The sequence below is a fragment of the Pedobacter kyungheensis genome (assembly GCF_000812965.1).
In the GTDB taxonomy this organism is placed as follows: Bacteria; Bacteroidota; Bacteroidia; order Sphingobacteriales; family Sphingobacteriaceae; genus Pedobacter; species Pedobacter kyungheensis.
The window spans coordinates 1-25,266 of the sequence record NZ_JSYN01000027.1 but is presented as its reverse complement, the minus strand read 5'-3'; the positions used below and the strand labels follow the sequence as shown (position 1 = coordinate 25,266).

Sequence of the window (25,266 nt, the reverse complement as noted above, 5' to 3'; positions counted from 1 at the left end):
GAACAAGCTGTTTTTTGGATGTAATTATTATCTTCGTTAACATCCTTACTAAAACGATTAACCAAATATGAAGAAAAACATTACCCTGTTGCTTATTGCCTGCTTTTCAGTTTTTTACGCGAATGCGCAGGTAAACCTCAAATCATTTAAAAATAATGGAACTACTGTTGTTTCCAATAAAAAAGAGCTGGTTTTAACCTGGCCGGCTGGCGAAAGTGCTGTAGGGAAAATGATTTTAAACCTCGATAATGCGAAACCTTTGTTTACCAGTTTGCAGTTTGGCAAAAAAGGGGCGTTAAAAGAAATTGCAACCAATCTCGATCCGGCATTTGTACTTAGAGTAGGGAAACGTACTTTAAGCCCTTCGAGTGGGGGCTGGGATGTGTTTTTTGATCGTGTACCCACAAGGCCTTATACCACCAACCTCGTAAAATTTGAAAAAGGAGCAACCAGTGTAAGCACACAGGGTGCTCAAACCATTGTTAAAATAGCAAGTGTGAGCGCCGAAACTTTTAAAGGTGCTTTAGAAATTACCCTGTACAACGGCAGTCCACTGTTTAATGTGGCTGCGGTAGTGGCTACAGCAAAAGATTCGACAGCGATTTTGTATGATGCCGGATTGGTGAATAAAAAGGAAGTTTGGGCCAATGTAGCCTGGTCGGATGTAAAAGGAAATATTCTTAAAGATAAAGGTGTTAAAACAGATGCCAGTAAAAACCTGGAGGTAAAATACCGTACCGTAATAGGCGAAAACAATGGCGGAAGTTTAGCACTTTTCCCGGCGCCGCATCAATATTTCTATCCTTTGGACGAGGCCTTTAACCTGAAATTTACCTGGAAGGGTAGTAATTACTTAAACCTCATCCCTGATTTTGGTATCGGTATCAGGCAGGATCCTGTGGGTGATAAACGTTTTGTGCCCTGGTTTAATGCGCCACCCCATACTGCCCAAAGGCTTAATTTTTTCTGTTTACTGAGCACTGGCAAGGCTGATGCAGCGTTAACGGCAGTTAAAAAGTTTACCCACAACGATAGTTATGCGGTGTTGCCAGGTTATAAAACCATGGCAAGCCATTTTCACAATGAGTTTATTTCTGATGTGGTGTTGAGTGGTAAGCCAATTCCCGAAAAGCCTGAATTTGTAGATGTGCTTAAAAAAGCAGGATTAAACATTGTTAAACTGGCCGAATTTCACGGGCCTGGCCATCCGAAAGGACCAGATTCGATCCGTTTGAAAGAACTGGATGCTTTGTTTACCCAAACTAAAAGATTATCCGATCCCAATTTCTTATTGTTGCCGGGCGAAGAAGCCAATAATTTTTATGGCGGTCACTGGCTGGCATTTTTTCCTAAGCCGGTTTACTGGATCATGTCGAGAAATAATGATAAACCTTTCGAAACCAACGACCCGAAATATGGAAAGGTTTACCGCATTAACGATAAAGCCGAAATGTTAAAGCTCCTGGAAAAGGAGAAAGGTTTAGCATGGACTGCTCATGCCAGAACAAAAGCATCAACAGGTTATCCGGATAAATATAAAGATGAAGATTTTTTTAAGTCGGAAACTTTTATGGGAGCAGCGTGGAAAGCCATTCCGGCGGATCTCTCTTTGCCCACCTTAAGTAAACGTGTATTGAACCTGATGGACGATATGGCCAACTGGGGTTTGAAAAAACATGTAATTTCTGAAGCAGATATTTTTACCATTACCGAGCAGAACGAGATGTATGCCCATTTGAATGTAAATTACCTGCAAATGGATAAGGTGCCCAATTATGCCGATGGCTGGCAGCCCGTTTTGGATGTGATGCGCAAGGGGAAGTTTTTTGTTTCATCAGGCGAAGTGCTCATCCCCACATTTAGTATTAACGGAAAGGGGGCCGGCGAAACGTTAAAATTAGATCAGGCCGGCAAAGCCAATGTGAGTATGCAATTGAACTGGACATTTCCGATGAGTTTTGTAGAAATTGTATCGGGTGATGGGCAAAAAGTTTACCGTGACAAGATTAATTTAAATACCACACAGGCTTTTGGTAAAAAAGATTTTAAATGGCCGGTTAATTTAAAAGGCCGTAAATGGGTTAGGGTAGAAGCCTGGGATATTGCTACCAATGGTGCTTTTACGCAGATGGTTTGGCTGGAATAATAACTTCTTTGCCAATTGTCATTCTGAGGGTTAATTTATTTTATAAAAATCAATATAAGTGACAGCCTCTTCCGGGGTCGTCATTTCGAGCGGAGTGCAACGTAGCCGAGAAATCTGTTTAAATAGATTTCTCCATTCCGCCACCTGTGAAAACCGGTCGGCTCCAGTCGAAATGACGGTTTTCTATGGGGTCTGTCAATGGTAGTGCAACGAAGAATGTTTATAATAAACTAAACCACAGATAAAACGATGCACAGAGATAAAGATGTTCATTGTCCTTATTTGTAAGCTATCTACGGATACATTTTTTACAACTCATTTTACAATAATCGTCATTGCCAGCTTGATCCGATAGCTATCGGATGGCAATCTTAATGCGAATGCTGGTTATAGCTACCGTTGTAAGATTGCTTCCCAGAAAGTCGGGACAGGCTGTCGTTCCTTCTCGCAATGACGAATTTTTATTTGGATCCCTCCATAGTCCTCGTTACAAACGAGGACTATGGTAGCGTTCAGAATGACAGATCGGAGATCAAACCGCATCATCTTTAAACTTCCGGATGGCCAGGTAGAAAAAAGTAAGTGAATACAGCCCTGCCAGTAAACCAGCAGATATTGCCGATGGAGCGATACCAAAATCGTGGTTATTTGGAAAAGCGTAATGCAGTGCGAGCATACAGGTAAATACAATGGCTATGGTGCACAAGCTGTTTAACCCCGCTTTTTTTAAAATAAAAGGGTAACCTGTAATCTTTTCATCGAGTTTATAATGAATGGCTTCAGCATGCTGCAGCTCCTTAATTTTCTTTAGGATATCGAGCGTAATCATAAAGGGCAGCAGCAAAGACATAGGCAGTAAAAAACGGGCTAAATTTTGTTCACCGCTAAATAAATGCACTGCGTTTTGTGTTTTGAAAGCAAAATAAGGCACTACAGTATTGAGCACCGTATTGGGGATCAGGTGTATCAACAGGTTTTTGCGTACAAACTTATGCCAGTTTGATACTTTAGCCTGGGTATCTAATTCCAAATCAGACATTGGCCGGTTCATTTAAATTTTCCTGCATCAGTTTCATGGCTTTATCGCGTACCTGCCAGGCATCAAATTCCCTGAAAAAAGACTCATTAGACATGAACGAGAAATCCATTTCACCATTAAATGTACTCACCACTAAAGTGTTTGCATTACGCCAGGGAAAAGCAACAGTAGGGCTGTAAATGGTAATAATACTAAAATTTTGATAAGTTTTAGGGATATTTAACAAGCCCATGTTGCTCAGGGTAATATCGTGTTTGCCTTTGGTTGTTTTTAAAAAGCCAATCATTTTATTTACCGATGAGTGGAAATACTCGCTCATGTTCAGGAGATCATAAACTTTCATTTGAGCTACTTTAGCTTCCAGATCGGCCTTAAGTTCGCGGGCTTTGGTCCAGAACATATTTTCCTGCGGATGGAGCTTTAACTCCACAATGGGGGCAAAAGCAAACATGGTATCTGTTTTAATGGCTGGAACGAAACGCCTGATATCAACCGGGCAGATTACCTTTCCATGGGCTTTATCACCGCGTACTTGCTTAAATGCTTCCATAAAAGCTACACAAATTGCCGCATGTACCGAAGTTTGTTCGGCCTTACATTTTTGCAAAAGGTTTTCGGTGTCTGCAGCATTCATTTTCCAGTTAATGGCATAATTAAGTTGATCGCTGCTGTGGTAGGAGGTCGATTTAAAAAAGAAAAACAAACGGCCTAGTGTTGCAAAGATTTTTCCTTTAAAATGGCTGACTTTAGAGGGAGTAAAATCATCGGGCAGCAGTTCTTTAACTGAGCTAAAAGAAGGGTAAGGCAACAATTCTTGTTCAGGATCATCTATCAGCGCCATCAGTTCGCGCATTAAATTTAAAATGGTGGTTCCATCACAGATGCAATGTGGAAGCACCAGAAGTAAATCTGATTCAGTTTCGCCTTGTAGCCAAACTACCCGGGCCAGCGGCTCGCTGTTGTTGTTAAAAAGTTTATACCATTCTACTTTCGATTGCTGCAGCCAATCCTGATCGGAAGTACGTACCGAAATCCTCACCGGAATTTTTCCGATATTTTCGTTTAATACAAAGTAAGGTGCTTTACTGCTGATATCGATATTCATGCGCAGCAGTGGATGTTTTTGCTGGATTTTATAAAGTGCAAGGTGTAAATGCTCTCCGTTAATTTTGCCAGTTATTTTAGCCCCGAAAACACAGTTTAAGGGTGTTTTTGCATCAACATGCATAATTCTTTCGCCTAAAATTAATCTCCTTTTCATGCGGTAGCGGTTAAAATTTCAATGGGTTGTAAGATTTGGCTTTTAAGGATGGATATCACCTGCTCTTTGATCGCTTCAGCTTCAACAAATGGAACATAACCTTCACTGGCTACAAAAGTGAAATCCATTTGGTTGCGGTAGGTGGAGACAATCATGGTGGTGGTATTGCCCAGCGGGCCCATTACCGAAGGACTGAAAATGGTTTCTACTTCAAAATGCTGGTACTGGTGTTCAATGGCAATACGCCCGAGGTTAGAAAACATACAATCGTTACTCGATTTGCCGTACTTTAACAGGTTGGTAAAGTTCTGCAGCGCCGGATGACAGGATTCCATCATCATCATTAAGCTGTAGGGGTTAAGTTTGGCTGATTTGGTATCAACAACTGCTTGCAGAGTTTTTACCTGGCTTAAAAAATCCTTTTCCGGAAGAAGCGAAAGAACAATCATCAACCCGAAAGCAAAAATATTGTCTTTTTTAATCAGGGGATTAAAATTCCGGATATCGACCGGGAGCGATATTTTATTAAAGGCTTTTTCTTTGCGCACATTTTTAAATGCCATTAGTACGACCGCGCTGAGCAAGGTATTTACAGTAAATTGATTGGCTTTGCAGAATTGTACAATCTGACTCGTAAGTTCCTCATCAAATTTCCAGTGGAGCATAAAATCCCTTTTCCGTTCTACAGCTATTTTTTTCAGAGGAATGATCCACAAAGCAAGCGTCGCCATTTTGCCAATGATACTATTTTTGGTACGGTTGCGGTAGCTGTTCAGGATCTTGCCTGGGATTACGTCTTCAATTCCCATAATCGGGATTTCGCTGCCAATATGGCTATCCGGATCATCTAACAATTGCAGCAGCTCGGTTAAAATGGATAGGGCTGCAGTACCATCGCACAAACAGTGGTGAAAAACCAGCAGAAATTCGGAAACCAGATTACCTTTAACCCACACCACACGAAAAAGCGGCGCTGCTGTTGCATCGAAAAGCGTTTTCCACTCCTGGGCTGATTCCTCTTCCCAGGTTTGATCATCCAAGCGTTCAACTATCCTTATCGGTACCTTAAAATTTTCGGTGCGGTTGGTTACAAACCAAGGCTTTTTATCCTCGTCAAAACGTATGGCAGCCGATAACCAGGGATGTTTCTTCTGGATCCGGAATAAAGCAAATTTTAAATCTGCTTCGTTTATATTTCCTTTGATTTTGAAAGGTATAATCACGTTGAATGGGCTTGTGCCATCTCCGTACAACATTCTTTCGCCAAACAGGAGTTTTCTTTTCATATTGGTTAGTGTTATAAAGTTGATCGTCACCCTGAATTTATTTCAGGGTCTCAATAATAGGAGAGATGCTGAAATAAATCCGATAGCTATCGGATGGGAATCTGGATGCAAGCCGCTTTAAGATTCCCACTTTCGTGGGAATGACGATCCCAGCCAGAGGTTTATTAAACCGTTTCTAATCTTGTTGTTTTTGCAAAATCTTCTAACAATTGCACCGCTTTATCATTACCTCCGGCATCTATAAAGGTTTGTCTGATTTTCTGGGCTGCTTCACGGTATTTCGGGTTCTCTAAAAGCTCAAAAACGGTGGTACGCAATTCATCTGTACGCAAACGTTTATAGCGGATGCTAATACCACAGCCTGCCTGTTCAATCAATTTAGCCGTGTGGAAGTGATCGTAAGCAATAGGCGTAATCAGCATGGGCAAACCATTGGTGAAGGTATCGTTTACGGTATTAAACCCACCGTGGCAAATTACCGCATTCATGTGTGGCATCAGTTCTGATTGTGGGACAAAACCGTTTACAATAAAGTTATCGGGCCATTTTTCAAAAATATCGGGATTGGTTGCCGCTACAATGGTTACGGGCTGGTTTTCGAAAGCAGTAATCAGTTTCTGAAAAAATGCCGCACGAATATCGACCAGCAAAGTACCTAATGAAACAAAAATTTTAGGTGTGGTAACCTGTTTTAAACGTTCCCAATCGAAAGGGGCTAAATTGGGACGGCCTTTCACCGGACCAACAAAATGCATCTGCGGTGGTTTTTCTTCAAAACCGGCAAAGGTTTGCGAGGTAAAAACCATATTCAATTGGTGCGAATGGATGTGGATATCATCACTGTAAATGCCCACTTCTCTTTGTAAACCTTTTATCAGGTTTTGCTGCCATTCAAATATTTTTGGTGCACTATTGGCCGTATCGCCCATTACATCGGGTGGAACAGGGGTAGTGGTAACAGAAGGAATGCCTTTTAAATGCGCGCACAACGCACCGGCAAAAGTGATACAATCGTTAATGATCACATCGGGTTGCCAGCGGTCTACAAAATTGTTCAGGCCTTTCATCATCATTTTGGCAAAAGGTACATAGGTTTCTTCCAGGGCGAGTTTCATCACCTCCGGGCCAGAACAGGCAGGTCCATCATCCTGACGTTTTAATATGCGTTGTATTTCATCCTGATATTCTGCCAGGTCTGCTTCGGGGTAAATGAATTCGCCACCTTCGGGTAGGTGTGTTTGTGCCAGCGGGGTTATACCCAACCATTTTACTTCGTGGCCGCGGGCCAGTAAGCTTGCACCAATGCTCAGCGTTGGGCTAATGTGCCCGAAAAAAGGTGGAACAACAAAAAGGAATTTTGACATAGGATATTAGCTGATGAGTAGGTTTGAGGTTTTTTGACTTAATGCTTCCAATAAACCGGCAGCACTTGCTGTTCCGCCGGCATCGGTAAAAGATTGCTTAATTGCTTCGGCAGCTATCTTGTAGCTGCTTTCTTGCATTACTTTGTTTACGGCTTCTTTAAGGTGGCTGGCTTTAAAACGGTTAAAATTGAGTCGTTCACCTGCACCAACCCTGAATACACGTCCGGCCACATGACTTTGGTCATAAGCAATAGGAATCACCACCATTGGCAGGCCGTGCATTAAAGTTTCGCAAACTGTATTGTGGCCGCCATGGCAAACCACTGCATCAAGATGGGGCAGGAGGTCTAGCTGGGGTACTTCGCGTTGTACAGTGAAATTGGCAGGCCAGGTTTCGAATAAATCCGGATCGGATACAACCACCACGTGCAGATTTTCATTTGCAAAAGCTTCGGTTACTTTGGCGAAGAAATTTTTCTTGTGCTCATGATCGAAAGTGGTGCCAATACTCACCAGTATTTTAGGTTGGTTATTGGCATGGAAAGCTTCCCAATTGAAAGGAACATGAGTTTTACGGCGATTGAAAACCGGACCGATAAATTGATAATGTTCGGGCAATTCCATCTCGCCAAAAAATGCTTTCGAGGTAAATACCAGTGTTGCCAAAGTAGAGCAGGCAATAGAGCTGGCTTCGTGTATGCCGAACTCTTTTTGCAGTGCCACAATCTGGTTTACTTCCCATTCGTGCACTTTGGGCAGCTCATCCATTACTTTAATGGCTGCCGGTGCAGTAACCGAGGTTACATAAGGGTAATTTTTATTGGTAGCAGCAATCGCTCCGGCAAACATCTGGTTGTCGGTAATCACCAAATCGGGCTGATACTGATCGAGGAGACTTGCAATGCCTTCGTAACTGTGCCTGTTGAGCGGAATGAGTACTTCTTCGTATAGAAATTTGATGCTATCAATGCCGTACACGATTTTTTTGGTAATGATATCGAGGTATTTTTCTGAATCTTTTTTCTGCTGATCGTTTTGGTCGTAGCGGATAACGAGCAATTCGCCGCCAGCGGGAAGTTTGGCGCCTAAAGATTGGTCTAATGTGATCCAGGCTACGCGGTGCCCCCTTTCGAGCAAGGCTGTGCCCATGCTGAGCGTGGGATTGATATGACCAGTTAGGGGAGGAACAACAAATACGAATTTTGCCATTGATGTTTAATTAGGTGTTTCCTTGAAAAAATGAAATAATGCTTCTGCAATAACCAAAGGCTCCTGAATCGGGATGTTGTGATCGCCCGGAACTGCAATTAACGACGCCTGATCCATTATGCCTTCCAGTTGCTTACCTGCATTGAGGCAGTTAGAATCGGTTCCATAGAGCAATAAAGTTGGCTGTTCAATGGTTGGAATTGCCGCACTAGCAAAAAAGCCCTTTTCCAGTTCCATATCGGCTTTGATCGAAGTCTGGTAAAACAGGTACTCGTACATGCGGTGGTTGCGTTCCATTTGCCTTTTACCCATTTTCACTTTGGTGGTGTCGGTAAAATTTTCGACATAATGCTCCAGAAATTCGCGGCTGTACTCGTCAATAATCCCACGGGTTTTATCATCGTTGGGATCTGGTGCTTCTATAACCGCCAGTTTATGAATGCGCTCAGGAAAGCGGATAGCCATTTTTAAGGCGATTAGCCCACCAAAACTGTAACCGCCTAAATGCACTTTTTTAAGCTCAAGCGCCTCCATTAAATGCAGCAGGTCGTCAGTCATACTTTCAAGGTCGTAGCCCTCCAAAACCTTTTCGCTCATGCCGTGGCTTTTTAAATCATACAGCACTACATGAAATTGAGTGGCGAGCAAAGGGGCGATGTTAAAATAATAGACAGAGAGGTTACTGAACATCCCGTGAATGAGGATGATGGTTTCAGCCGCACCTTTGTTGAGCTCCTGAATATGAACCGATTTGCCGTTTACAGTTAAGATTGGCATTCTTCGATGTAAGAAATGATCATACCCAGGTTTAAATTAATCAGCTGGTCTAAATCCATTGCCGATAACCAGCCGGTAAAATCAATCTGTTCGCCAAAATGGGCTTTAATTTTCTCTGAAAAAGACACGATTTCGATGCTGTCCATCTCCAGGTCTTTTGTAAAAGAGCTTTCAGGGCTGATATCCATTTCTTCAACAAATTCCTCTCCGATTACTTCGGTGATAAATTTTTTCATGAGATCAAAAATCTCTTCGCGGCTCATTTTTGTAGTTATAGTGTCCATCCGATGATATAGTTTTTATGTTTGATTGTTTTAATGATGATGTTATTGATGGTTAATTCTTCGCCATTTACCACCTCAACGGTATAGGCTTTAGGGTTGCCCTGCAGGCCTTTGCCCAGGTATTTGCCATATGCTTCTTTGGCTACCCAGAAGCGGGTGGCCCATTCTGTTTTATCGCGGTCGGCCAGTAAAGCCATTTCGTGATCGTTAAAAACCAGATCGAAAAAGCCCGGACTACGCTCTTCTATATTTTCGATGTCGATGCCCACTGGCCGACCCAAACGGGCAATGCCCACTGCATCGGTTCCTTTATGTGCAATAGAAATTTCAATGCCTTCGGTTAAACCTCCTTTTACATTGGGTTTGTTCACATCGTCGGCATAGATCTCGAAAGTAATGGGATAACAAGCCTGCTGTTTTTGGGTATTCAGCAGGTTGCGCACCGCATCTTTGGCGGCCACGCGGCTAATCATCCAGGTTCTGCGCTTGTTGGGCAAAAGGTTGTTATGGTGTTTTTTTTCGGTTTGGTTAAAGTACCTTTTCAGGATAAAATCCCAGGAAACTACACGCGAATAGGCATTCCCAAAAATGAAAACCCCGGGGGCCACTTCTGTCGATAAACGGTTGTGTAGTGGCGACATTGAAACATTCCAAAGCGGCTCATCTATTTCCAGTCGACGGTTTTGCCAGCCGGTTATGATGAGCCAGGTAAGGCCATTTCTTTTCATTACAATATCTGCCGTAGCGAATTCATCGTTCAGCTCAGTCAATACACAAGTACATTCGAACGTGCCTTGTTGGTCGGCCATATCGCCAAAAAATTCTATTTCCTGAATTTTAACCGGGAAGGCAATCCTGTCTTTTGCTAAAGTGAGTTGCAGCCATAAGCCAAACAATTGTCCGGCGTTATCTAGTAATGAACCTTTTCCTCCGGATGCTTCAATAATTCCGGTTATACCTTTTTCGCCAACAGCCACCAGTTTTTTGATGCCCTGATAAAGGGGGCCATGGAACATGTGTGCATCGTAAATCTGCTCTGTTGTGCGGTCGATATCCAGTTTTTGGCCAATATCGAAATGGCGGTTAGGCACCTGGTTGAGTTGTGCTGCCAGTTGAACTTCAGCGTTGGCAAAACGTTCGAGGTTCAGGTAAACCCGCTGTGTATCTCTCCACTCGCCAGTTACGGTTTCGCGGAAAGGTTTAACCACATTCATCCACTGAAAAACGCGCATATTCATGATTTTCTGCACTTTTTCTGCCGGCGATTGCGCATTGGCAATTTCGGCAAAGACTTCAAAAATCATCGTCATTGGAATTACCGGGTCCATATCTTCTACCGTTGGCCAGCCTTTTGGTTGCCGCAAAAGCGAGTGATCGATCAGGTAAGGGGAATTATCCAGGCTCACATCAAGCGTTTGGCTAAAAGCTTTCCTTTCTGGTAGCTGCGGTGCAGGTGGTAACCATTGGCCGGGTTGATCGGTTTGTAGCGCTGCATTTTCGAAAAGTTCGAGCATCTCGTTTTGCATGCTGATCATTTCGAGCACGTTGTCATTAAAGGCCTGCAAAACCGGATGTTTAGCCGCGATTGCAGGTTGAGGTGGAGCTGCCTGCGGCTGTTTTAGGGTTAGGCCTTTAAGCGTTTGCAGATTGTGAATAATGGGCGAGCCCAGTTCGAGTTTAATGCCTTTGTTTTTTTGTGGTTGGGCAGATTTAATTTGTCCTAGAAAAGCCGATCCAACTGTTTTTCCTTCAATAAAAAGAGCAGCCAATACACGTTGCAATTGTGTAATACCCGAACGGATTGGTACATTGGCACTAATGGTGCTAAAATCTTTTCCTTTTAGCGTATCATCAATAAAACCGACTAAGCCACCAGAGCCTACCTGAATAAAAACACGCGCACCTTCTTGGTACAGTTTTTCGGTAAGTTCGCGGAAACGGACTGGTTTAATAAGGTGCTCGGCGCTCAGCTGGCGGATGGCTTCAAAACCTTCGGGATAGGTTTCAAGTGTAGTTGCCGACCACAGCGGCGTAGTGGTTTTGCGGAATTGCATATCCTGCATACCCGCTAAAATCAATTCCAGCTTATCTGCTACAAAAGGCGAGTGGAAACCCGATTGGAAAGGCAGAATCTGGTGAAAGATTTGCCTGGTCTTTAGAATCGGAACCAATTCTTCGAGCGCGGTTTTACTCCCGCATAAAATAACCTGTTGCGGGCAGTTATCGTTAGAGAGGTATAAATTTTCAATTGTATTCAGGATAGGTTGCAAGGTATCTAAACCACAACCCACCGCAATAAAACGCGAATCTTTCAGTTCGAAAGTTTCGGGGTTGAGCACACTCAGTAAGTGCATCACCGAGCTTTCTTCGGCCAATTCTGATGATCGCGCAGCTAGCCATTCGCCAAGGCTGTGCCCGGCATTCATATCGGGTTTAATCCCCAATTGTTTTAAAGCCTGATCCAGTACACTGCTTTTGTTCAGTATTTTTAGCGCTTCGCTCAGCAGGCCGTCGCTTGTTTCATTTTCGTCGGTTGTGATATTAAAATATTGGGCCACCGATTTAAATTCTCCTCCGGCGAGGCCATCTAAACCCGGAAATACGAAAGCGATTTTTCCATTGTTGGCCAACAAAGGCGCATTGGTGTACCAGATGTCCTGTTTGTTGCGCCAGGGAGCGTTTTTGATCACTATTTTTAAGGCCTTGGCCAACCGCTCGGAACTTGGGTTAAATACGGCCAAACGGAAATTTCCGGAGCCGATACTGAAATCCTGATTTTCGAGCGAAGTGATTAAAGCTTCGTGACTCGGCCTGGCCAGGATCAAAACTTCGTCTTTTTTGGGTATATCGAAAGCACTTAAAACCACATGGGCATTGATACCACCAAAGCCAAAAGCATTAACAGCGGCTAGTTTGGGCAATCCCGATTGATCCCAGTCGGTTGCATTTTGAACGGCAGAAAAGCGTGTTTCGGCGAGTTGAGCTAAAGGCTCAGTGCAATGCAAAGTGGGTGGGATAATGCCATGATATAAGGCCAAGCTCGATTTAATTAACCCTGCAATTCCTGCTGCGGGCATGGCATGGCCAATATTTGATTTAACAGAGCCGATGCCGGCTTTTGGAAGATCAGCATCGGTACCAAAAAATTGTTTTAACGTTTCTACTTCGGTTTTATCGCCCAGGGGTGTTCCGGTTCCGTGGGCTTCCAGATAGCCAATGTTGCTGTATTCGAGGCCCGCATTTTCCCAGGCCTCACTAACGGCTTTTAACTGGCCTTTAACCGAAGGGCTCATCACGCTGGTGCCACTGCCATCGCTGCTAACACCAACACCTTTAATAACCGAATAAATTTTATCCTGATCGCGGATAGCATCTTCGAGGCGTTTCAGTACCACAAATCCGGCACCTTCACCAATAATTAATCCATCTGCACTTTGATCAAAAGGTTTTATTTTAGCCTGTTTGGATAAAGCACCCAGTTGCGAAAATATACTCCAGAATGCCGCGTTTTGGCCCAGGTGCACGCCACCTGCAATAACCATGTTGCAACGGCCGCTGTTAAGTTCCTGCACGGCATGATCTACTGCAATGAGCGAGCTGGCACAGGCTGCATCTAAAGTAAAGGCCAAACCGCCCAGATTGAGCCGGTTGGCTACCAGAGAGGCTACAAGGTTTGGAATCAGGCCCATGGCGGTATCGGCACTGAAACGGCCTTTACGCAATTGAAATTCGTGCTTCACCTTTTCAAGCTCTGTTTCAGTAAGCTGGGGCATCAGGTCTTTTAAAATGCTCGAAATCTGCTCGCCGGTGCGTACAATTTCTATCGCACGGGTTGCCCCAGGCCCCACATAATTGCCTTTTCCGATAATGATTCCGGTTTTATCAAGTGTATACTTTTTTTCGAATACTCCTGCATCTTCCAGCGCCTGATGAACCAGGTCTAGCGTAAGCAGGTGGTCGGGTTCGGTACCTTCAACAGCTAGCGGCAAAATGCCAAAGCGTTGCGGATCGAACTGGTAATCGGGAATAAAACCGCCACGGTTACAGTAAAACCGGTCGACACCGGTTTCCGGTTTTCCAAAATGGACTGGATCAATGCGGTCGGCAGGTACCTCCTGTGTCGAATCTACCTTGTGCAGAATGTTTTCCCAAAAGGTTTGCAGATCCTTTGCACCAGGAAAAATGCACGACATTCCAATAATGGCTACATCACTTTTTTTCATATTGCTGTGGAGTTGCGCCATTTTAAGTCCAGGTGTTGCCAGCCATAATTAATACCTGACTTTCTTTACCGTATTTCAGTTCGTTCAGGAACGTTTCCATGCCATCCTGCAAAGGAATAAGGGCAATGCCTCTACGCTGGTATTCCTTTTCAAGCGTTGGCGAAACCATGCCGGCACCTTTCCATGGCCCCCAGTTAATGGCCATTACCTTGCCCTGTATTTTTTGCTTCAGGGCCCAGGCGTATTTATCCATCACACTATTGGCGGCCGCATAATCGGTTTGACCGCGGTTTCCGTAAACAGAAGCGATGCTTGAGAAAAGGATTACGAATTGGGTTTCGGGGCGCAGTTTTTCGGCCAGTACACGTAGCGGTGTTACTTTGGTATCGAAAACACGGCCAAATGATTCAGGCGTTTTGCTGTGAAAAAGCTTATCTTCCAGTAAACCTGCACCATGCACCACACCATCTATGCGGCCGTGTTCATCGTAAACCTGATTGATTAAGCGGGTTAGGGCATCTTCATCTTTCAGGTCTAACGATTCGTAAGCTACTGTTGATCCACCTTCTTCCAGCATCGCAATACAGCGTAAAATCTGGTTGTTTTTGTATAAACGATTGGTTTCCTGTTCAATTTCGGCTGGTTTTTTAATCTCGCCCTGCGCAATCAGGTATTTTTTAATTTCATCTTTGGTTTTAAAGCCTGAAGTAGCTTCGTTGTTTAAACCTACCGGACTTGCTGAGCGGCCAACCAAAATGTATTTACAAGGGTAATCTTTAGCAAAGTGGATCATCAGTTCGGCGGTAATGCCTTGTGCGCCACCCAATACCAATACTACAGCGTCTTTATCCAGATGGATGTGCGCATCGGTTTCGGTACTTAACTGCGTAGGGATTAGCTCCATAATGTGGCGTTTGTGATCGTTGTAGATAATCTCCGAAGGTTTATCCGGATTTAAGATTTCATTCAGCGCCATGTTCGCAATTTCATCGGCCGACATTTTAGTCTCCAGGCTAATGAAACGACATTTAGTATGCTCATATTCGCGGTCGAGGCTTTTGAAGAAACCTGAGTAGCCCTGGTAATTTCTCAGGAAAGAAATATCAGACTGATCGTTAAAATAGCGTTTGGTATCGGCAATCAGGTACACCCATTTAACGGTCTCGAAATTGAGCTTCTTAATGGTTGCAAAATGATCAAGAATGCCCGATTTATTTTGTGCCTCAAACATGTTCATGATGATAAGTCCCTGATAGCCTTCCAGCGGATCGTCGAAATTCACTACATCGGCAATAGCGCCATGTTTTTCCAGAAGCTTTTTGATTTTAAGGGCCTGTCCGCCACCATCATCGGTTAAAGCAAAACGCTGTCCCTTTAAAATAGCTGCTTCGGTAACGGTTAAGGCTGCAGGAGTAAGCTCAAATCTCAAACGCGATAATTTTTCTTTAACGGCTTGATCGTCGATGCTCTCCTCAATAAGCTTTTTTGCTTCGATAAGCACCTCCGAGCTTTCAGCTTCTACATCGGCAATCCAGTTTACCAGGCTGCTTAAGGTTTTAATAGCAGCCAGTTTTTCGGTTAAATCATCAGCTTGTTCACCTGCACTGCCGAAACCAATTTTTTCTTTTAACGAAGCAATAATCTCCATCCTTTTGATTGAATCGATACTTAAATCGGCTTCAAGGTCTAAATCCATACCGAGCATTTCTTTCGGATAACCGGTTTTTTCGCTCACCACGTCTAAAATAACCGAGGTTAGCTGATTTAAGGAAAGCTTAGCCGGTTCAGTTGAGTTAACTGCCTGTACTGGTTGTGGGGCTGCTGGCGTAGCTGTTTTAGCCTGCGAATTTTCTGTAATCCAATTCACCAGACTGTTTAAGGTTTTCAGTCCTGCCAGTTGCTCCATAATTTTATCTTCGGGTAGGTTAAGCTGGGCAAAACCACCCAGTTCGGTACGCAAAGCACCAATAATTTCTACCCTTTTAATCGAATCGATACTTAAATCTGCTTCCAGATCCATTTCCATGCCGAGCATTTCCTGTGGATAACCGGTTTTATCGCTCACAATTTGTAAAAGCACCAGTTTCAGGTCTTTTTGCTCCGTTACCGGGGCAACTGCCTGCAGATTTTGAACAGGTTGTGTTAATTGCTGTGCAGCCGGGATTGTTTCTATACGGATAGGTTGTGGCGCCTGATAGGTATTTAATGGTTGCTGATACTGGATTTGTGGCAGGGCAGGAGCCTGGCCTAAAAAGGAAAGCATTACATCGCGTTGCGCCTGAATCAGCGCTTTCATGCTTTGCAGGTATTCCTGCATCATCAGGTCTTTGGCCGAGCCGGATACCTGTTGATTTTCTATTGGGGTAGTAGTGTTATTCATAAGCATAATAGGTTTAGTAATGGGAGTTGCGCCATAAGCAGGGAGCTTGCCGGTTGATGGAACCGCATGCTGGCCGTTTACCTGCCAGATGGCCGGGCTTTTTTTGTATAATTCGGGCTCATCGATTTTTATCAGTTTAGCATCGCGGCCCTCAAAAAGTTTTTCAATTAATATTTCGCGACCTGTAGCCATGTAGCCTGCCAGCGTACCTAACAGGTGACTTAATTTGTTTTGCCCCTGATCTTCGGCGTGTAAAATCACTTCATCCTGGCCAATGCAGGCTTTGGTTAAGCCGCTTAACACTTTGCCTGGGCCAACTTCAATAAAAATGCGCGCACCTTCGGCATACATATCTTTCAATTCATCTACAAAAAGAACAGGCTGGATCAGGTGATCGGTTAAACGTTCTTTAATGGCTGCGGCTTGGGTTGGATAAGCTTTTGCGGTAGTGTTAGACCATACTGGTGTATGCAGGTTGTTAAAGTTTACCTGAGCGAGTACATCCTGATACAATGTTTTTGATTTAGCCACCAGCGGACTATGAAATGCACAAGCTACTTCTAACGGGCGGAAAGAAACTTTGGCTTCTTTTAGCGCTGCAGATAGTTGCCCGATAGCCGCTGTACAGCCTGCAATAACGCACTGGGTAGGGGCATTGAAGTTTACCGGATAAATTTCTTTGCTATCTCCGATCAGTTGTTTTAGATCTTCGGGTTTGGCACTTACAGCCAGCATGGTCCCCGGATCGCCATTTTCCACCGCATTTAAAATAGCCAGCGCCCTTTGCGTACTTAAATGCACCAGTTCTTTCTCATCAAAAGCACCTGCAAAACAAAGCGCAGGTAATTCGCCATAACTATGGCCGGCAACCATATCGGGTACAATGCCCAGCGATTTTAAGAAATTGGCAATGGCGAGGTCGACAATACCCAGTAAGGGTTGTGCCATGCGGGTATCTTTAATGCGTTCTTTCTGCGCTTTTGCCTCAGCCTCTGTAAAAACGGTATTCGGGAAGAGTATTTTTTCATATTCCGGATGATCTTTTAACAATTTCCTCATTTGCGGGAAAACCACAAAAAGATCTCGGGCCATGTTTACGCGCTGACTGCCTTGTCCCGGGAACATAAAAGCTACTTTACCATCATGTTTTTTGGTGAGGTAAGTGTCTTTGCTTTCTACGCCCGATAAAACAAGGTCAATTTTCATCACCAGGTCTTCAGCATGGTTGGCCACAATACTCAGTTGAACAGGCTTGCCATCGGCAGTGGCCAAACTAAAAGCAATATCTTTCAGCTCGATCTGATCGTTCAGCTCCAATATGTTTTTAACCTGAATAATGCGGTTTTTAGCTTCTTCGTAAGTATCACCCCTGAAAACGAAAAGTTCAGAAGGCCACGATTTTAAGATGGAATGCCCCGTTGTGGTATTTTTGCCGCTTTCGAGTACAGCGTGGAAATTAGTGCCACCAAAACCAAAAGCACTTACGCCTGCATAACGTTTGTCATCCATCCATAAACCGGCTTCGGTATGAAATGCAAAAGGACTGGTTGCTGCATTATAGATGCTATTTGGGGTTTTGAGGTTAATGGTTGGCGGTTTTATCCCGTGGTAAACCGATAGTGAAGTTTTAATCAAGCCCGCAATACCAGCAGCACATTTGGTGTGACCAATTTGTGTTTTAACCGAACCCAAATGCGTTTGACCAGCGGTTGCTCCCGATTGGTTTAGCATATCGGTCAATGCGCTGATTTCTGTTTTATCGCCAACTACCGTTCCGGTGCCATGGGCTTCTACCAAACCCAGTAACGAAGGCGTAATTCCGGCCTGACTATAAGCCCTTTCGAGCGCATTTACCTGTCCGTTTTTACGCGGCGCGGTTAAACCAAGGCTTTTCCCATCGCTTGATCCGCCTACACCTTTAATAATCGAATAAATGGTATCGCCATCTTTTAGCGCATCTTCGTATCGTTTTAATACCACCATGGCAATACCTTCGCCCAGTGCAATGCCATCGGCTTCGGTATCAAAAGTGGCGCAACGGCCTTTTTTAGAAAGCGCGTGCGTGCTCGAGAACATCAGGTAATCGTTAATGCCATTGTGCAGGTCTGCGCCTCCCGCCAAAACCATGTCTGATTTCTCTAAAAACAGCTCCTGGCAGGCAAGATCAATCGCTGCAAGTGATGAAGCGCAGGCAGCATCTACTGTGTAATTTCTACCGCCCAGATTAAGCCTGTTGGTGATTCTGCCCGAAATTACATTCGCCAAAATGCCTGGGAAAGAATCTTCAGTTGTTTTAGGTAAGGCAGCATCAACCTCGGCTGGCATTTCGCCAAAAACCTGTTTGTAATAGCCCCTGAAGCTATAACTGTTGGCCAGGTCGTTTCCGCCTTCGGCACCGATAATAACCGAAACATTTTCGTTATCCATGCCACCATCAGTATATCCTGCATGCTGTAAAGCCTGTTTGGCTACCAGTAAACTGAGCAGCTGGGTTGGTTCGATAGCTGCTAAGGATTGTGGCGGAATACCAAACTCGAGCGGATCAAAATCAATTGTAGGGATAAAACCACCCCATTTGGAGTGCGACATATCGCCAGCGGTTGAATCGGGGTTATAATAAAGTGCTTTGTTCCACCTTTCGTCGGGTACTTCGGTTACCGAATCTTTACCCAGAATAATGTTTCGCCAGTATTCCTCGAGGTTTTTAGCCCCAGGGAAAATACAGGCCATGCCCACAATGGCCACATCAAGGGCCTGCGATTTATTTTCGGGAGGAGCAGGCAAAGCCGCATTTAAAATATGGTTATAGTTTTGATCGGCAACATCCTGGTGAAGCTCCAGCAGTGACATGACGTTCTTGTGCATTGTTGCAACCTGACCGATCATGTACATGCCCAAATCGGTTTGTCCGGCCTGGTCAATTTTAACCAGTTCATCGCCACGTCTTTCTATTCCTTTGGCTGCAATACGCAAACGGCCCACATTCAGGGTTTCGAGTTTTGACCAGATTTCTTTTTTATCCAGTCCGGCGGCCTGCATTTTTTGTTTTTCTTCGTTAAAGAAGCCCGCGAAAGCAGAGTTTAAACAGCGGGTTTCATGCCCTGGAGAGGTTTCTAAAAGCACCGTTTCGCTGGCATTTAAGGCTTCCTGCTGAAATTGGTCTAAAATAGCGCCAGTGCTTACCGCTTCTCTAGTGTAGAGGTAGGCTGTACCCATCAATACACCGATTTTCATGCCTTTGGCTGCCAATGGAGCGGCCATCACCGAAATAAAGGCGGTAGAAAAGGCATCATGAATACCACCGGCAAAGAAAACGCTGATGCTTTCGGGATTTTCTTCTTTTAATAAGCGTTCAATCTGTTTTTCCCACAATACCATGCTGGAAAGCGGGCCTACATGACCGCCACACTCGCGGCCTTCAAATACAAAGCGTTTGGCCCCTTCCTTCAAAAACATATCCAGCAGCGAAGCTGAAGGCACATGTAAAAAGGTTTTGATGCCTGCTTTTTCAAAAGGTTTGGCCTGCGAAGGACGTCCGCCGGCAATTAATAAAACGGGAGGTTTGGCATTTAAGATGTATTGCTGTTGTTCATCTCGAAGTTCCTGAGGAGCAAAACCTAAAATACCTACGCCCCAGGTTTTTTCGCCGGCCAGTTTTTTGGTTTCTTCGATCAGGTTTTTAGCCGGATTGCCTTTTAACAAAGAAAGGGCAATAAACGAAAGTGCACCTGCTTCAGTAACGGCATGGGCAAAGGGAGCCACATCGCTTACCCGGGTCATTGGTCCTTGGGCAATGGGGTAGGTGATGTTTAAATCCTGGGCTAATGCATTGTTGGCTTTGATGATATTAATGGCTTTTGCTTGTTTCAGGTGTCCGTAAATGGCCTCCTGAAGTCCAAAAACCAGCTTATTAAGCTTTTTATATTTGTTTACCAGATCAATAGATAAAGCGATATCCTGCCCCATTGGGAGATAATGCTTTTCCAGATCATAACCTTTAAAGTATTGTTGCAGGGTGGAGTAAGCAGCATCATCGGCCAGTACGGGCGAATTGGGGCGAACCAGTACGCGGCAACCATTAATTAATTTGGTTTCTGTGCCACTTAATTTTCCGAAGATGTTTTTAAGTGCTGCAGGCGCCTGGCATTCAGGAAACATGGCCAATTGGCTATCGAGAATAATACCGGCTGCACCTTGGGCCATTACCGAAGCTGCTGTATGGATGCCGATACCGCCCTGAACCCAAACCGGCAGATTACCAACGGCCTGAATTACCCGCTGAAAAAGGATGAAAGATGATTCGTAAGCTACACAGCCTGCCCCTTCATTTCCTTTTACAATAATGCCCGCTGCACCACTTTGCCCGGCGGCTAAGGCCGTTTCTAGATCAAAAACCTGGTAAAGTATTTTAGCATGTGCTTGAGTGGGAATTGTTAAGCCATAAGGTGCAATAATCAGGCTTACCTGCTGGGGTAAAGGAATACCTGCTAATGCCTGCGAATGGATGCAGACCCCAAAGTCGGAGACCCCGGATTGTATGGTTGATTGAAGGGCTAGTTCGGCTTCTTCAAGGCAATGCCCCAGACTAAGTACCGGAAAGCTGCCTGCTTTTTGTAAATCGTAAACCAGTCTACTATCGGGGATTTCGAAAGGCGTTACTCCAATGATGGCGTGTTTGTTCATGGCTTTAGATTTGAATCTTCTACTTTGTTTGGTGGATGACTTATGTGCGGTATAATGGTTCTTTATACCGGCTTTTAATACGCAGTATTACAGCTTTTTAGCGATGAATTTACTGTGTAGTATTAATTAGACCAAGGTACAAATTGGCCGATTTAGATTACTGAAAATGTAACTGAATGAATGAACTGAATAATTAAGAAAGACTAAAAGGTTCGTTATAGATAAAATGAATTTTCTGAACAGGAATGATGTTGTTTAAGTTAATATGGAGTGTTTTTTGAGTTTTTTAAGCTTTAGAAGCCAGAAATTAAACCGTTATTGATTTAATATTATCAATTGGTTAATTTGTTAGGTTTATTTGGGAATGGATTGGGGTATTTAATCGTTATACTCACGGTTTACGGGAAGAGTAATTGCTAATCATGCTTCTTTCTGGAGATTTTTTGGTGTAAATTCTGTTTTCTTTGTCATTTTTTGGTATTAGCGACCGGTCTGAAATCTTTATTAAAAAAATGGTGAAAAAACAACGAGTAGTTTTAATACTACATAATATTGTTTTTCATAAGGGTTGGTTAGACTGATTTTATCATTTTTTTAGCAGCTTGGTTAGCACTAAGTGTATTAAAACTTCAGCAATTAAAAGATCTGGGGATTAGTGGTTTAATTGGGAAATGTTTTCATATATTCGTGTTATAATCGTCTATATGACGTTTAATTTAACCAGATTCAAAAAGTTATTCCGGCAAGGTGTTATCATTGCGGCCGGCATCAATTTAAATTATGAGCATTCAGCAATTTATAAAACCATTTGTTGTGTTAGGGTTATTGACTAATTTGTCGCAGGCCCAGCAGAAAACCAATTACAAATTTGATTTCGGACCAGGTAAGGTGGCTCAGGGCTACACACAGGTTTTACCTACAGATACCTATAGTAAAGAAAAAGGATGGGGATTTGATTTTGACTCAAAAGTTAATGCTGAAGATAATGGTGGGAAAAATTACCTGACTAGCGATCTGGTTAAAAGCGATAAGCCCTTTTATTTCTCTGTAGCCTTACCAGAAGGCAATTATAAAGTTACGGTTACCCTTGGCGATCCTAAAAATGCAGCGCTCACAACGGTAAAAGCCGAATCGCGCAGGCTCATGCTCGAGAATATTAAAACCACAGCTGGTCAATCGTTAAGCAAAACCTTTGTGGTAAACATTAAGGATAAAAATATTATCGGTGGGCAGGTTGTCGGCCTAAAACCCCGCGAATTGACGAAACTCGATTGGGATGATAAACTGACTTTAGAGTTCGATCAGCAAACGGCTTTGCAGGCCATCGAAATTACTAAGGCAGAAGATCAGGTGACGGTTTTTCTTGCAGGAAATTCGACTGTGGTAAACCAGGACGATGAGCCATGGGCATCATGGGGGCAGATGATCCCAAGGTTTTTTAAGCCTGGCGTAGCCATAGCCAACCATGCTGAATCGGGTTTAACACTGGGCTCTTTCGCCGGAAGCAGGCGCTTAGCAAAGATCCTGAGTATCATGAAGCCTGGCGATTACCTGTTTGTTGAATTTGGTCATAACGACCAGAAAGAAAAAGGCCCTGATGATGGGGCATACAAATCTTACACTAATAGGCTGAAAACCTTTATCAGTGAGACAAAGAAAAAAGGTGGTATTCCGGTTATCGTAACCTCTACCAGCCGTCGTTCTTTTGGACCTGATGGTAAAATTGTAAATTCTTTAGGCGATTTTCCTGAAGCAGCACGTAAAGTGGCTGCCGAAGAAAAAGTGGCTTTAATTGATTTAAATGCCATGACTACTACTTTATTTAACACCCTGGGCGAAGAACCTTCAAAAAAGGCTTTTGTACATTATCCGGCCAACAGCTACCCCGGTCAGGATAAAGCGCTGGCTGATAATACCCATTTTAATCCCTATGGCGCTTACGAAATTGCACAATGCATTATTTTAGGCATTAAAGAGCAGAAACTGGGCATTGCAAAATATCTGGTTAATGATCTGCCGAAATTTGATCCGGCTAAGCCAGACGATGCAAACAACTGGCACTGGCCCGAAAGTCCGAAAAGTAGTGTGGTTAAACCCGATGGCAACTAACAGATGAGGAAGATGAAAACCATACTTGCATTTTTGCTTTTTTCTTCGTCGGTTACTGTTTTTGGGCAAACTGCTTTGCAGCCTTTTGCTTTAAACGAAGTTAAATTGTTAGCAAGCCCCTTTAAGCAGGCGCAGCAAACCGATTTAAAATATATGTTGTCGCTGAATGCCGATCGTTTGCTGGCTCCTTATTTAAGGGAGGCAGGATTAACACCCAAGGAACAATCCTATGGTAATTGGGAAAATACAGGCTTGGATGGTCATATTGGTGGTCATTATTTATCGGCTATTTCTTTAATGTATGCTGCTACCGGCGATGTACGTTTAAAGGAAAGGTTAAATTACATGATTGCAGAGCTGGCCAAATGCCAGAACCAAAACGGTGATGGTTATCTGGCAGGCATCCCCGGCGGAAAAGAAATCTGGAAGCAGATAAAAGCCGGAAATATCCAATCTTCGAGTTTCTCGCTTAATGGCAAATGGGTGCCTTTGTACAATATCCACAAAATTTACGCTGGATTGTACGATGCTTATGCCGTTGCCGGAAATGAACAGGCCAAACAAATGTTGATTAAATTAACCGATTGGTGCGTTAATTTAGTAGCGGGTTTATCCGATCAGCAGGTACAGGAATTGCTTAAGAGCGAGCATGGTGGGTTAAATGAAACTTTTGCCCATGTGTATGCAATTACGGGCGAGATCAGGTACCTAAAACTTGCACGGCGCTTTTCTGATCAGAAGATTCTGCAGCCGCTTTTAAAAAATACCGATGCTTTAAATGGCCTGCATGCCAATACACAAATTCCCAAAGTAATCGGGTTTGAGCAGATTGCATTACTCGATAAGGATACGGCCTGGGCCAATGCTGCTAATTTCTTCTGGAAAACCGTTACCGAACACCGTACTGTGGCCATTGGCGGAAACAGTGTGCGCGAACATTTCCATCCGGCAAATGATTTTTCATCTATGACCGAATCGCGCGAAGGTCCGGAGACCTGTAATTCGTACAATATGTTGAAACTCACCAAACAGTTGTTTCTGGCTAATCCGTCAAATACTTATCTCGATTATTATGAACGTACGCTTTACAACCATATCCTTTCTTCTCAAAGGCCTGAAGGCGGTTTTGTGTATTTTACGCCGATGCGCCCGGGGCATTACCGAACTTATTCCAGTGCGCAGGAAAGTTTCTGGTGCTGTGTAGGCTCCGGACTGGAGAATCATGGTAAATATGGCGAACTGATTTATGCCCACAAGGCGAACGACATCTATGTTAACCTTTTTATCCCTTCGGTTTTAAACTGGAAAGAAAAAGGTATTCAGCTTACACAGCAAACACTTTTCCCCAATGCGGAAAGTACTACCCTTAAACTTCAGTTAAAAAATAAACAACGCTTTGCCATGCATTTTCGCTACCCATCGTGGATAAATAAAGGTAAAATGGAAGTTTGGGTAAATGGCAAAAAAGTAGCTTTTAAAAACGATAACAATGGTTATGCAGCTATTGATAGGAGCTGGGCCAATGGTGATGTGGTTAAACTGGTATTGCCCATGCACACCAGTACCGAATTTATGCCTGATGGCTCGGATTGGGTCGCTTTTCTACGTGGTCCGGTTGTATTGGGTGCTACGCTGGATAGCCTTTCACAGCCCAATTTAACCGCTGATGGAAGCCGTATGGGACACATTGCTTCCGGTGCATTATTCCCGATGAGCGATGCGCCCCTGGTTACGGGGGATAAGGAATCGCTGGCTAAGGAAATTACTTTAACTGAACCCCAAAGTTTAACTTTTAGTGCTAAGCATGCCATTTATCAGCCCCGTTACCATAATTTAAAACTGGTACCTTTTTACACGCTAGCCGAAAAGCGTTATGTAGTTTATTTCCCATACAGCACCACTAAGGATTTACCTGAAAGGGCAAAAGCAATTAAAGCAGCTGAAGAGGCGAAAATGAAAATTGAACAGGAAACAGTTGATTTGGTGAATACCGGCGAGCAGCAGCCTGAATCTGATCATAACTTTAAAGGAGAACAGACCGATAACGGCACTTTTGAAGAACGCCATTTTAGAAACGGTAAAGGCTGGTTCAGTTATACGCTTAAAAATAAAAACCTGCAGGCTAACAAGCTAAGTCTGACCTACTACGGAAAAGAAAAAAACAGAAGCTTTTCTATTTTGGTTAACGGTATCGTTGTTGAACAGGTGAAGCTGAGTGGCGATAAGGGAAATGTTTTTTATACACAGGAGTACCGTATTCCGAAGGAATTGTTAAAAACCGAGCTGGAAGTGAAGTTTGTGGCAGACGCTGGCTCAGCTATAGCGAATGTGTATGAAGTGAGGCTGGTGAAGTAGGAATTGGTTAAGGTGGTCTGTGCGGACACAGACCACTAGATTATCGTCATCCTGAACTCCCGCCTGGCCAGTCGGACAGGTGTTTCAGGACCTCACTGTTAATGGTTTTACTCGAGATTGAAGAGATGCTGAAACAAGTTCAGCATGACG

General features: G+C 43.7%; 12 protein-coding genes. 3 read left to right on the top strand and 9 right to left on the bottom strand.

Annotation, left to right across the window (positions count from 1 at the left end; all coding sequences use genetic code 11):
* Positions 1–67: 67 nt before the first annotated feature.
* A complete protein-coding gene (locus OC25_RS19845) occupies positions 68–2,146 on the top strand; it encodes a CehA/McbA family metallohydrolase domain-containing protein (RefSeq protein ID WP_039479759.1) in 2,079 nt (692 codons plus the stop codon).
* Between the two features lie 532 nt (positions 2,147–2,678).
* On the opposite strand, the gene OC25_RS19840 is transcribed toward OC25_RS19845, so the two are convergent.
* The 9 genes from OC25_RS19840 to OC25_RS19800 all read right to left on the bottom strand — a co-directional run bounded on the left by OC25_RS19840 (position 2,679) and on the right by OC25_RS19800 (position 20,652).
* Positions 2,679–3,185, bottom strand: coding sequence for a hypothetical protein (locus OC25_RS19840; protein ID WP_039479757.1), 507 nt, complete (start codon positions 3,183–3,185; stop codon positions 2,679–2,681).
* Entirely contained in the window at positions 3,178–4,446 is a 1,269-nt protein-coding gene (locus OC25_RS19835; RefSeq protein ID WP_039479755.1) for a phthiocerol/phthiodiolone dimycocerosyl transferase family protein, read from the bottom strand. The genes OC25_RS19840 and OC25_RS19835 overlap by 8 nt, the downstream gene beginning before the upstream one ends.
* Entirely contained in the window at positions 4,443–5,762 is a 1,320-nt protein-coding gene (locus tag OC25_RS19830; RefSeq protein ID WP_280740797.1) for a condensation domain-containing protein, read from the bottom strand. Before OC25_RS19830 ends, OC25_RS19835 begins: the two co-directional genes overlap by 4 nt.
* A 134-nt stretch (positions 5,763–5,896) precedes the next feature.
* Positions 5,897–7,096: a glycosyltransferase gene (locus tag OC25_RS19825; protein WP_039479752.1), complete on the bottom strand. Its 1,200-nt coding sequence runs from the start codon at positions 7,094–7,096 to the stop codon at positions 5,897–5,899.
* 6 nt (positions 7,097–7,102) lie between these two features.
* Positions 7,103–8,305, bottom strand: a complete 1,203-nt coding sequence (locus tag OC25_RS19820; protein ID WP_039479750.1) for a glycosyltransferase — start codon at positions 8,303–8,305, stop codon at positions 7,103–7,105.
* A gap of 6 nt (positions 8,306–8,311) precedes the next feature.
* Complete coding sequence (locus OC25_RS19815; protein WP_039479748.1) at positions 8,312–9,082, bottom strand: alpha/beta fold hydrolase; 771 nt, start codon at positions 9,080–9,082, stop codon at positions 8,312–8,314.
* The gene (locus OC25_RS19810; protein WP_039479746.1) at positions 9,070–9,366 is read right to left on the bottom strand and encodes an acyl carrier protein; all 297 of its coding nucleotides are present in this window, start codon (positions 9,364–9,366) and stop codon (positions 9,070–9,072) included. Before OC25_RS19810 ends, OC25_RS19815 begins: the two co-directional genes overlap by 13 nt.
* Positions 9,354–13,589 (bottom strand): type I polyketide synthase, encoded by a 4,236-nt coding sequence (locus OC25_RS19805; RefSeq protein ID WP_039479961.1) that lies wholly within the window; start codon positions 13,587–13,589, stop codon positions 9,354–9,356. The genes OC25_RS19810 and OC25_RS19805 overlap by 13 nt, the downstream gene beginning before the upstream one ends.
* Before the next feature lie 22 nt (positions 13,590–13,611).
* The gene (locus tag OC25_RS19800) at positions 13,612–20,652 is read right to left on the bottom strand and encodes a type I polyketide synthase (protein WP_039479744.1); all 7,041 of its coding nucleotides are present in this window, start codon (positions 20,650–20,652) and stop codon (positions 13,612–13,614) included.
* Positions 20,653–21,465: 813 nt separating this feature from the next.
* On the opposite strand from OC25_RS19800, the gene OC25_RS19795 reads away from it, so the two are divergent.
* A complete protein-coding gene (locus tag OC25_RS19795) occupies positions 21,466–22,761 on the top strand; it encodes a rhamnogalacturonan acetylesterase (protein ID WP_245222096.1) in 1,296 nt (431 codons plus the stop codon).
* Between the two features lie 12 nt (positions 22,762–22,773).
* Entirely contained in the window at positions 22,774–25,116 is a 2,343-nt protein-coding gene (locus tag OC25_RS19790) for a glycoside hydrolase family 127 protein (protein ID WP_245222094.1), read from the top strand.
* Positions 25,117–25,266 lie beyond the last annotated feature (150 nt).